The 11,830-nt window shown below is 39.8% G+C and carries 9 protein-coding genes and 1 other RNA gene; 3 read left to right on the top strand and 7 right to left on the bottom strand.

All coding sequences use genetic code 11. From position 1 onward, the window contains the following. Window positions 1-56: 56 nt before the first annotated feature. Window positions 57-506 (bottom strand): hypothetical protein, encoded by a 450-nt coding sequence (locus tag ABJD64_RS24990; protein WP_348181077.1) that lies wholly within the window; start codon window positions 504-506, stop codon window positions 57-59. Window positions 507-827: 321 nt separating this feature from the next. Here ABJD64_RS24990 and ABJD64_RS24995 point away from each other — a divergent pair, with 321 nt between their 5' ends. After that, window positions 828-1,823 (top strand): SDR family oxidoreductase, encoded by a 996-nt coding sequence (locus tag ABJD64_RS24995; protein WP_348181078.1) that lies wholly within the window; start codon window positions 828-830, stop codon window positions 1,821-1,823. A gap of 517 nt (window positions 1,824-2,340) precedes the next feature. Here ABJD64_RS24995 and ssrA read toward each other — a convergent pair. Further along, window positions 2,341-2,736: a transfer-messenger RNA gene (gene ssrA / locus ABJD64_RS25000) on the bottom strand. Window positions 2,737-2,901: 165 nt separating this feature from the next. Here ssrA and ABJD64_RS25005 point away from each other — a divergent pair. Both ABJD64_RS25005 and ABJD64_RS25010 read left to right on the top strand, forming a co-directional pair. After that, complete coding sequence (locus ABJD64_RS25005) at window positions 2,902-3,486, top strand: sigma-70 family RNA polymerase sigma factor (RefSeq protein WP_348181080.1); 585 nt, start codon at window positions 2,902-2,904, stop codon at window positions 3,484-3,486. Further along, a complete protein-coding gene (locus ABJD64_RS25010) occupies window positions 3,473-3,844 on the top strand; it encodes a DUF6768 family protein (protein WP_348181081.1) in 372 nt (123 codons plus the stop codon). The genes ABJD64_RS25005 and ABJD64_RS25010 overlap by 14 nt, the downstream gene beginning before the upstream one ends. Before the next feature lie 3 nt (window positions 3,845-3,847). On the opposite strand, the gene ABJD64_RS25015 is transcribed toward ABJD64_RS25010, so the two are convergent. From ABJD64_RS25015 to ABJD64_RS25035, 5 genes are all read right to left on the bottom strand, one after another. After that, complete coding sequence (locus ABJD64_RS25015; protein WP_348181082.1) at window positions 3,848-4,909, bottom strand: SO2930 family diheme c-type cytochrome; 1,062 nt, start codon at window positions 4,907-4,909, stop codon at window positions 3,848-3,850. 1 nt (window position 4,910) lies between these two features. Beyond that, the gene (locus tag ABJD64_RS25020; protein ID WP_348181084.1) at window positions 4,911-6,158 is read right to left on the bottom strand and encodes a parallel beta-helix domain-containing protein; all 1,248 of its coding nucleotides are present in this window, start codon (window positions 6,156-6,158) and stop codon (window positions 4,911-4,913) included. Window positions 6,159-6,293: 135 nt separating this feature from the next. After that, on the bottom strand, window positions 6,294-7,550 hold the full coding sequence (locus ABJD64_RS25025) for a Xaa-Pro peptidase family protein (RefSeq protein ID WP_348181085.1): 1,257 nt from the start codon (window positions 7,548-7,550) through the stop codon (window positions 6,294-6,296). A 112-nt stretch (window positions 7,551-7,662) separates the two neighbouring features. Further along, entirely contained in the window at window positions 7,663-8,592 is a 930-nt protein-coding gene (locus ABJD64_RS25030) for a type IX secretion system membrane protein PorP/SprF (RefSeq protein ID WP_348181086.1), read from the bottom strand. 6 nt (window positions 8,593-8,598) lie between these two features. Then, window positions 8,599-11,830: gliding motility-associated C-terminal domain-containing protein (locus ABJD64_RS25035; RefSeq protein WP_348181087.1), on the bottom strand; the 3,232-nt coding region annotated here is incomplete at its 5' end.

The raw sequence follows: 11,830 nt of genomic DNA on the forward strand, positions 1-11,830 counted from the left end.
ACAAAAAGAGGATAACTCAGATGAGCTACCCTCTTTATTACCTGTTTAATTTCTTCTTACTTAGAGCTAAAAGTTGGCTCACAAGTAATTTTAGCCAGACCCGTTACTTCCGGGGTCTCCAGCATCACTTCGAGATTGTTTTTCACAACAATAATTTTGTCGAATTTTTCATTGACATAAGGAGAATGAAGATCTACATATAAATATTCCTCGTCTGAATTTTTAGGTACTTTGAAGTCATGTACTTCTACCACACCAACTTGTCGATCATTTTTGTCAACCAAGTACAAAGTAAGATCTACCTTAAATAAATCAAACTCGGTGTTATTTTTTAATCTGTAGGTTACTTCAAAATTATCCCACCCGTACTTTTCAACTCGTTTCAGTTTTTTTACTTCGACACTAACTCCCTCGTTGATCTTATACTGGGTGTAAGGCGTGATTTCCTGGGCGGTTGCAGCTACTCCTAGAGTACTGACCAATAGCATGGCTAATATTTTTTTCATCTGCTTAACATTTTTTATTTCAAAGACCAGCCCACCGGCCGGGAACTTAAGACCTCTTGGAAGAGATCAATTTCATAACACACTTTAAAAACTCGAAATGGATTTCATTATTATGTCTCGAGCAGGATATTTTATAAACAACGATTCAATTGCTTACCCTCATATATTTTGATAAATATTCAATACGTAAATGATTCTTTTGCTAAGAGATGGTTTTTGAGTCAATACAGCAAATTTTTTCGATCAACTCAAGAATTTACTCTATGATTTGAATATTCTTGCATTGAGCTTTTCTGACCAGATTCTTATTAATTTGCACTCATGGACTTTGTTAAAGGGGAAAAAATCCTGGTTACAGGAGGGGCTGGGTTTATTGGTTCGAATCTATGCGAAAAATTATTACTGTTGGACAACGAGGTTGTGTGTCTTGACAATTTCTCAACAGGTAAAAGGGAAAATATTACGACATTTTTGAATGATTCTAAATTCACATTGATAGAAGGTGATATACGTGATTTGGATGTTTGTCATGGTGCCATGTCGGGGGTGGATTTAGTTTCTCATCAAGCCGCTCTGGGTTCTGTACCTCGCTCGATCAATGATCCTATTACTACAAATGAAGTAAATATTTCGGGCTTTTTGAATATGTTGGTTGCGTCGAAGGACGCAAATATTGATCGTTTCGTCTATGCTGCCAGCTCTTCGACCTATGGAGACTCTGAGAAACTACCAAAGGTCGAGGAAAACATAGGAAAGCCATTGTCTCCTTATGCCATTACTAAGTATGTCAATGAATTGTACGCGGACATCTTTCAAAGAACTTATGGGTTAAACACTATTGGTCTGCGCTATTTTAATGTATTTGGACGAAGGCAAGATCCGGATGGGGGCTATGCAGCAGTAATTCCCAAGTTTATTAAAATGCTAATCAGCCATGAATCTCCCGTCATTAATGGAGATGGTAGTTATTCAAGGGACTTCACCTATATCGACAACGTGATTCAAATGAACTTACTCGCCTTAAGTACGAACAACAACCAAGCTCTGAACCAAGTGTACAATACAGCTTATGGAGAACGAAATACCCTCAATGATTTGATACATCATTTAAAGGAGTTTTTAAAAGATTTTGATTCACAAATATCAAACCTAGAAATACAATTCGGTCCTAGCCGAGAAGGGGATATACCACATTCATTGGCCAGCATAGACAAAGCAAAAGCCCTTCTTGGCTACGAACCACAGTTTGATTTTCAATCAGGATTGAAGGAAACAGTGAAATGGTTTTGGGAGATGGTACAAAATGTAAAGACATAGACCAACAAATTTCAATGGAGAAAATTTGAGCTTTATCTGATTGGTGGGGTTGGAGAGTACAATTATCTATGACTTGCTTCCTTTATCAATTAGTCTTTTTAAGGCAAAAGCTCTTCCCGATCCAGATTTTAAGCATTTTTCAAAATTGTATGCTTTGTACTTATCTGTAAACACGACATAAGTTTCAACTTCGATTGGTAATCTGCTTGAAGTGTATTTGACTTCACCTCGTCGATATCTTATTAGTCGGTTGTCAAAGTTTGAAGTGCATCCTGTATAATGCGAATCATCCGCACATTTTAGAATATAAACCGTCTAGGTATTCGCACGAAGGAAATTAGTATAATGATGGGTTACATAAAAAGCAAAACTATGAAATTATTGAGTGCTAGCCATAAGTAATTTGTTTGATCGAGATGAGTGGAGGTTCTCCGCCGTAGCCTTCGTAGACAGTATCCGTAGGCATATTGAAAAAATGCCCGCCTTCGCTCTCCTATGATCGAGCTATGGCGGGCGAAGGTGGAGTCGGAGGGAATCGAACCCTCGTCCAGATAAGGTCATATTGGACCCTCTACATGCTTAGTTGAATCTTAGGATCTCACAGGAGAGCTGGCGCTCAACTACCCACTTTTCCTGCCAGTTACTTTAGCTTCACTATCGGTTAGCAACTTCACCTCAAGCTAGTCTTACTGGTTGACACCTCTTGATCCTGCTTGTAAGACAAAAGCCTGGAGAGATGTGTCTGTCTTGACTCTTAGCCAAGATTAATAATTTTTGCTATCAGCAAAAATTAAGCAGCCATGGCGTAATTAGATTCGCCAAATAGAATTTGAGTAAATTGATCACGCGTGCTTACTCAACACCCGACATGCAAGTACAATATTCACACTTACTGTCAAAACCGGTCGACCCCATATATCAATGAACAATAAAAAGCTTGCGCTTTTTGGTCTGCAAACTTAGCTGATTATACGAGAATATGATTAGTGGGATGTTAGATTTTGTAAATTGGATTTATTCTAATTTGAAGAGAAGAATTTTGAACCAAATGAACCAATCGGCGACTATCCTATAGTTAATGCATGAGAAGTCTCAAATATTAGATGAATTGCTCGTATTACGGGCACAGCGCGGGGATCGAGAAGCTTTTGAACAGCTGGTCTTAAAATGGCACAAAAAGCTGTTGTACCAATCTCATATCAGGACGAGAGATTGGGAACAATCGCAGGACATTGTCCAGGACGTATGGCAATGGTTAGTAGGTAATCTCGGAAAATTGAGAGATGCCGGAAAATTTGGAGCATGGGTCAGAACAGTTGTTGATCGACGTTCTATTGACTGGGTTCGCAAACAACAGCGAATTAGAAATCAACAAACAACTCTTACCAATGGAAGCAATCAAGCTATTGACACTTGCACTACAGATTATTCTGATTTTGCTGACGATCCTGATGAAAGGCATCTAACGGAAATTGAGCAGGCTATGAGCCAATTAAATGCTGATAGCAAGATAATAATCGTGCTTTACTATTCAGAATCTAGCTCCATTGAGACCATCTCTGAGATACTAAAAATCCCAAAAGGAACAGTGAAATCTCGCCTATTTCATGCAAGAGAAAAGTTAAAGAAGATAATAAAACAAAAGAACTATGAAAGATCGTAATGAGGAAATCGACGAAATGATAAGAACTGCACTCTCCAAAGAGGAAGCTGTTTTTTATGATAATCTGAAGGAACAAAATCTACTTGAAATGGTGGGTGGCCTGTTTACTGGAAAACTAAGATGGCTTAATATTATCAACATATTGATCACTTCTATATTCGTGGGTGTTGCTATTTATTGTCTGGTGAATTTTTTACGTGTTGAAAATACGAATGAGCTCATTCGTTGGGGGACCGGTTTAATGGCCTGTATGATGGCTACCTCGATGCTGAAACTGTGGAATTGGAACCAGATGAATAAAAATGCGCTACTACGCGAAATTAAACGCTTACAGTTGTTGATTGCCAAGAAGCACTAGTTGCTATAAATTCTTGATCCACTCTTTTATCAGAGCAACTCCTTCTTTGTGCGGTACCGTTCGTCCCAGTTCGGGCATCATTGTGCCGGGTTCTATTGTTTGCATGCGATGGATCAGTATTGATTGTTCTGGGTGACCAGGCACTATGCTATATTTTAGATTACCGGAGCCTCGGCCTGCGGCAACTGGTTTTTTATTCACTCCTAGACGATAACTATCAGTTTCAAATACTGTCAGATTCAGCCCACTGTTCTTAGCAGGCCCTTCGTCATTATGACAATGTGCACAGTTGATGTCTAAATAAGCTCGTGCTCTTTCGCTCAGTGTTCCTGTTTTATTATTATTCCAGACTGCCAGCTTTGGCAACTCATGTGATGGCAAGTCAATCCAAGCATGATCCCTAAGAATTTCTAATTGATTTTTTTTTTCTGAATCCGATAATCTGTTGAGCTGTCGAACAGATGGACCAATAGGTGTCATTTTACTACCTTTATCATGGCAACTTTTACATTGATTCATGTCTGGAATGAGATAGTTTATTTGCCTCTTATTTCTAAGTGTAACAGGGATTTTCCCGCCCGTTATTTCCAGATAGGCCTCAGTTTGTTCGTGATTCCAAACGTATGGTAATGCTACCCATCCGTCGTTCTCACGAATAAGTAGCCTTGTTTCTAAAATCTTGGCAGTACCTACTTGAAGTTGACCTGAACTATAGAAGAAATTTTTGATCAGCACTGTTCCAATTGGAAAATCCAAAATCTCGTTTTCTCGATATCCAATTTTCAAACCTTCTGGTAAATAAATAAACCGCTTTTTTTTTGCGTAATCCGAAAACAACGGAGTATTCAGATCATATGAAATGACTCTCTTTGAAGGAATCAAATCAGATAACTTCCCATCAAAGAAATTATATTCAGAGAGTTTGGTTAAACCTAATGTGGAATATTGTGATTGATCAGTAATGGTTTGATCTATTCCGATGGGTTCAGCTATAGATTCTAATGGCCTCTTTGTTTCATTACAAGCGAAACAGAGTAATAGAAGGCTAGTAAGGCAGATGCGCATATCAGTCACAATTGAATATTTCCGGGTTTTCTTCCAATCCCTCAAACTCGTTTTCGGCGTCCAGGTTTACCGATATGATATCATCAGCCTCATTCACACAAATTAGATAATCAGGATTGACACTACCATCTTCAAGGTAGTAATTCGGAGATTTTAGCCCATCCCAAGCAATTTGAGGGATACTAAAACCAAACTTGAACAGAAAGAGCTTTCCAAAATCATTGTCCAGATTGGGTAGGAGGTAGGAATTCTCGTAGCTGTTGTTATATACATTTACGTTACCGACAAAAGGGTCGTAGTAAGCATCCAATTCATTTTGTTTTTCAAGCTCCTCACGGCTTCCACCACCTCCGGTATTGTCTTCACCACCCATCGCTTCTAATAGGGCGTAACTCACCATTCCAATCGCAATTGTCCTATTGTTTCGGAGTACGTTGTCATGGATTTGGACTCCCTTTGTAGCCAATACCAATATTCCTGTGCCTGGTGGAGTAACTCCTACCATGTTACCGGAGGGTGCAAAATTCGCAGTATTGTTTTCATAAACCTTGTTGCCATAAACTTCGATATTCTCACCATATTGTGTTAGGCCCGGAAGATCAAAAACAAGAATACCTCCTGTGTTTTCATAAGATTCATTATTTCTTATCATTACCTCTTTGGAATTTTCACTTTCAATACCTGCAACATTCCAATATGTGACATTGTTTTCAATCAAGACGGTATCCGATTGTCCTACATAGATGCCGGCATCGCTTGCACCAAATACTACACAATTTCTAATGATTACGTTTGTACATAGCACGGGATATAGCCCATAGGCCCCATTGGTAGAGTCAGCTATACCAGTCCATCCAACGATAAGTTCATCAAATATAATACCGTCGGTATCTGTGGCTTTGATGTTGTCTCCTGCGGCATCTTCAATGCTAAAATCTCGTAATGTAATGTTTTTGCAATTGGCGATTCGTATTCCTTCAGCTCCCTGTGATTGATCTTTGAATGACAGCACAGTTTTATTTTTGCCCTGACCTTTTATAATCACGTTGTTTTTCCCTTCCAAAATCAGACTCTTGTCAAACTTGAAGTGACCTGCTGGCAACTCAATAACAGTGCTGTCCTTTGCCAAAATAAAGGTAGTCAGAATAGACTTTTGTTGATCTGAAAAATTCCGTACCGGATTGAAATCTAGCGTCTTATTGCAAGCCAATAGAGAAACTAGAATAAGCAAGTAGTATATGTTTTTCATAGCCTAAGTTGGTGTCGTCATGTTCAATTAAGCAATTATTTAGCTCAATTGAAAATAAAAGGCAGTATTTGAACAAATGGCGATTATGTTCAAATGCTGTCTTTCATTATTGATGTGAATCGACTTCTTTTAGTATTAAATTGGATTCTCAATAGATGGACTTTGCGGGGTGAAAGACTCATATCCATTTTCAGTGATGTAAAAGCAATCTTCGAGTCGTACACCGAGTTCACCATAAATGTAGATCCCTGGTTCATTCGAGAAACACATTCCAGGCTGCATAGGAGTGGTGTTCCCTTTGACCAAATACTCCCATTCGTGAAAATCCATACCAATACCGTGACCTACGCGATGAAAGAAGTTTTCATATTCACCTCCAAAATCATATTTTCCGACAATTGCTCTCGCGGTTGCATCTAGTATTTCGCACGGTACCCCGGCTTTTGCTTGTTCATATACCGCGGTCTGTGCTTCCTTCACGATGTTCCAGATGTCCAACTGACGTTGAGTGGGTTTGCCAAAAATCGTGGTTCTTGTGATATCTGCTTGATACCCACCAAGTTTACAACCGCCATCTATCAGAACCAAATCTCCTTCTTTAAGTTGTTGAGCTGTTTTGCTTCCATGTGGAAAAGCAGTGTATTCACCAAACATGGCGCCTGCCCAGCCTGCCTCTGTTGCTCCGAGCGCCGTACTTGCTTCAGTTACAATTGCGCCAAGTTCATATTGAGACATACCTTCTTTAAGGTTAGAAAAACCATATCTATAAGCTTCTAGAGTAATCTCGTTGGCCTTTTTCATAAGTGCCAATTCTTTAACTGTCTTGATGGCTCTACAGCCAGCTGTTATCGGTTTTGCATTGATAATGATTGCCTGGGGCAGATGAGAAGCGATTCCGTCAGACTGAAAAAACCTGACATTTTCTTCAATTCCAAGCATGCCGCTGGCATACCCCTTGTCCTTGAATAGTTTCGCAACAAGTGCAAATGGACTTTCATGTTCCTGCCAAATGGCGACTTCTCCCATCACGGTAATCAATTCTTGTAATCGTTCCTGTTCAAAGGCAGGGCATATATAGTTTATACTAGCATCTGAAAACAGAAGTAAACCAGTCATTCTTTCACTCGGCCACCATCTTATACCAGCGAAATATTCAAGAGATGTACCTGATTCAATAAAAATGGCATCAATGCTATGTTTTTGCATCAGTAATGCTGCTTTTTCAATTCTTTGTTCTCTGTCTTTTGTATTTATAAATGATACACCGCCCGTAAGTGGTTTCAATTTGAACTTATCTTCAGCAGAGGTATTTTCGGTTGTACAGGATGTGCCAAGTAGCGCAACGGCTGAACTTGCCAGTGCGCTGTTTTCAATAAATTTTCTTCTATTCACAGGATTAATGGTTTTTTATGACTCATCAATTTAGTGAAATTCTAAAAAAAGCAATCGTGAAATAGAGGATCAGAAACAAAAAAGGAGTTTTTTAAAAACTCCTTTAAATGTCTTAGAAATATACGGGACAGAGTCCGTCCTTCTTGCTGAATTTTAACGGTATCCTATAATTTATGAATATTTCATGGGATCCAGCAGTAAAAGTGCCCAATTTTCCAGTGGGTATGTCATAGGCATAGCCAATTCTGAAATTTTCATTTAGTACCAACTGTGTCATCACGGAAAAAGAATCTTGGTACCTGTAAGAAAGGCCGGCATAAACAATTTCATTTATGATGAAATTGACATTGATATCAAAAGCAGCAGGAGCATTGTCTTGCAAGCGAATAAGAACAGAAGGACTAATTTTTAGATTTCTGTTTAAATCTTTTACAAATCCCGCATTAATATAATAATAACGAGAGGCCTTTCCATCTGATGGAATCGATGCATCTCCACCGCCATCAATTACATCGGGGGTAAGAAAATAGGGAATAGAGGCCCCAAAAAAGTAATCCCGATTGGCATAATAAATTCCAAAGCCAAAATTGGGATTGAAACTTTTGGTGAAAACCGACAAAGGATCCTCTTGTGTAAACCAATTGATATCATCAAGATTGGAAGATCTCTGATCAAAACCACCTTGAATACCCATCGCCAAAATTGCTCTGTTCATTCTAATCTTATAGGCAAAGCTTCCATAAACACTATACTGTTCATGTACACCTACCACATCTCTGACCACATTAAGTCCAACGCCTACATTTTTTTCGCGAAGCGTTGTGTGAGCAGTGAGTGATTGATAAACAGGAGCGCCGTCGATGTTTACCCATTGATTTCTGTTTGTTAAAATCGCTGAGAACATGTTAAGACTGCCAGCATACGCTGGATTCAGAGCTAAACCATTGTACGGATAGGTTGAGAATACCGGTCGCTGCTGAGCTAAGGCCAGCTGACACATACACACCAATACACCTATATAAAATCCTTTTTTCAGTTTCATTTATTGTTATCTGACCAATTCCAAATACCCCTGGTAGACATCATCGTCACCGCCTTCTCCTTTGTCAAAAATATAGAAATATGTTCCAGATGGCAAACCGTCACTTCCACCGCCTAATCCAGTGTTTCTCTTTCCTGTAAATACATTACCATTCAAATCATCTTCATAACCAGACGTTTGATATACCAACGTACCTGATCGGGTGTATATTTTAATACTGTTGGCAGGGAACCTGTCTGCACAGGAGATTCTAAAATAGTCATTCATTCCGTCACCATTGTCAGAAATACCATTAAATATTTCAATATCAGTAGTTATTTCAAATGTAGCTTCATAAGAACAGTCTTGATCATCAATAACCATTACTCTATAGTCACCAGGATTCAATCCACTCATCAGCTCGTTAGTACTTATGATACTTGTTTCATCTGTTGGGTCTATTGGAGTACCATTGTCCGCAGTCCAGTATTGTTTTTCAATGCTAAATGAACCTGCGAAAGAAAGACTAGCCTCTCCGTTACCTGCGTAATTGTCGGAACCTATTTCTAACTCAGAACAAGTGGACTCTGTTGTGCTCACCGTGAACTCAGGATTTACTCTAGCGTCAATTATTTCAATAGTTGCAGCTTCAGACACGCATTCAGTATTAATATCTGTAGCACGTACGCTATAGGTTCCCAAGTCTAATCCAGACGCCCCAAATACTGAGCTAATGGTTGTACTGCTTGCATCTTGCCATTCGAATGTATAACCTACGATGGTTGAATCTACAGAAGCAGTAACCGCTCCATTAGGTGTAATACAGTTGGTAAGGTCATTGATTAACTCAATCAGTGGTTGCGGCACTATCTCAATATCGGTTGAAATAGTAATCTGATCAGAAATTGTACATCCAGTATATCTGTCAATCATTTCTAATGTATACGTCTGTGCCATCAAATTATGAACTGTAAGGGCAGAATCAAGAACAGGATCTGTCAAATTAGCACCGTCATGCCAGTAGAAGGTATACCTTGAAGGTTCGGCTGGCACAGAGGTAACCGTTGCTTGTCCATCAGGTAGTACCATCACAAAATTACATTTAGTCAAGGCATGATCTTCAACGATTGACATTTGCATTGTTGTTGTATTTGTGTTGTCATCTATCTCAATGAAATTAGGTTCGGAAATACAACCTCCGTCAGTATCTTCAACCATTACCGTATAAGTTCCATTTACGATGTTGTCAACAAAGTTGCTAGTCAATTGATTTGCAACCGGCAATGGATTGCTTGGTGATGATACTTGCCCATCAAGTAAGTAATACTCGAATACTGCTGTGGCATTCGTGGAGTTCAGCACATTGATGGCTAGTGCACCGTTTGGATCCACGCAGTTTTCATTTCCGATCGTCGTTATGCTTAGTAATAACGGATTATTCTCCTCATTGATCATTCCGTATTCCTCAGTTGTAGAACAAAGCGTAGCTAGGTCTTGAACAACAACCGTATAAGTTCCTACACCTAAGTCTGTATAAGTTGAGGAATTGTTGGCAGCAGTGCCACCTGACCATGTAAAGCTGTAGTTAGCGTCAGGGAAATATCCTCCGACTCCATTAGAAACTCCAACTGTTAATATGCCATTTGGATTAGTCAGATCACAATTGTTTTGTAAAGTAAATGAGAGCAAATCTACCACCGGTGATGCACTTTCATCATCTACAATGAGTTCAAAAACCTTAGAGGTACAATCTGAGATATTGCTATGTGCTTCAATATAATAGGTGTTAGCTTCCAGATTTTGGAATAGTCCAGTCGTACCAGATGGAGTACCACCTCCCGCAACATATGTACCGGTATGCAAAGTATATGTGTAATCCGTCACGTTGTCAGGAGATATTGCTGTAATCTCGATACTTCCATTCACATTCGCACCGCAGGCTGTTGTGGGTGTAATAGTTACATCGTTATTCACGTCAATCAGAATATTCACAGGATCAAATGGTACTACAAAACTATCAGTAGAGGCACATCCCGTGACCGCGTCCGTAACAGTCACTGTATAAGTGGCCTGATCAAGGTTTGCAATGGTCGCTGTGATTTCCCCACCACCCCATAAATAGGTAACTCCATTAGCAATACTTGTTGCATCAGTAGCTGCAACTGTGAGTTGCCCATTGCCACCAGTACAATATTGGTCAGCTTGATCTAAGGTAAATGCAATAGTTGGGGCGGTAGAGTTGTCTTCGATTACAAAGTCAACAATATTCCCTTCACATTGAGTGGCTGTGTTTACAAAGTATACCTGGTAATCACCTGGGTTAAGTTGATTCACATGACCATTGCCTAATACATTAAATACATAACCTGCATCATCTTTGTTTGTGTATGTGTAGGTAAAATCTGCTAAAGCCCCACCACTTATTGTGGTGATTTCAAACTCGCCATTAAATCCACCGCCGTTACAGTTGGTATTAGGTGTGTTTGTTGAGGCGGTCACATTATATGTAGGAATAGTCTCGGTTAATGTAATTGTTTCATCGGTGAAACAGGTATTATTTGGTGTAGTACCATCCGTGATTCTTACGGTGTAGACCCCTCCGTCGAGACCGGAAATACTTCCTGTATAACCTGCTGCAATTGTTCCTGAAGATCCTGTTATTGTTCCATTGTCTACGAGCAATGTACCGGCGGCAACTGTACCTCCTGCATACCATTGATAGTCATAACTTCCTGTTGGCGTATTTCCGATAGTCCAGTCAATTATACCATTACCCTCATTGACGTCCGTGTCACAACTGGTGTCGATGGTGTTGATTGCTAAGTTCACCGTAGGATTTACTGAATTATCCAGTATTTCCGCCAGGAACTGATTTGTCATACATCCTGTGGCATTGTGAGTCGCTTCTACATAATACACGCCAGCTGCATAGTTAGTAAGTGCTGGACCTGTCTCGCCTCCGATGACGGTCAATGGACCATCTGTGTACCAGGTAAAGGTATAGTCGGCTACATTGTCCGTAATGTCGGCATCTGCGATAGTGATCGTTCCGTCAGTACCGCCACAGTCTGTTACGTGGTTGAATGTTGCGTTGGTAATTGAGTGCCCTTGTGGTGTACTACCGACCACAAAAGTGGCATACGACTCACAGCTTTGTCCCGGAGTGGAATTATCCACTACATGTACCAGGTAAGAGTCCGGAGACAGGTCAGAGATAGTTTCCGGATTACCACCAGTAGTTACTGCGGTACCCTGGTTC

The organism is Reichenbachiella sp. (assembly GCF_039944555.1).
Classification (GTDB): Bacteria; Bacteroidota; Bacteroidia; order Cytophagales; family Cyclobacteriaceae; genus Reichenbachiella.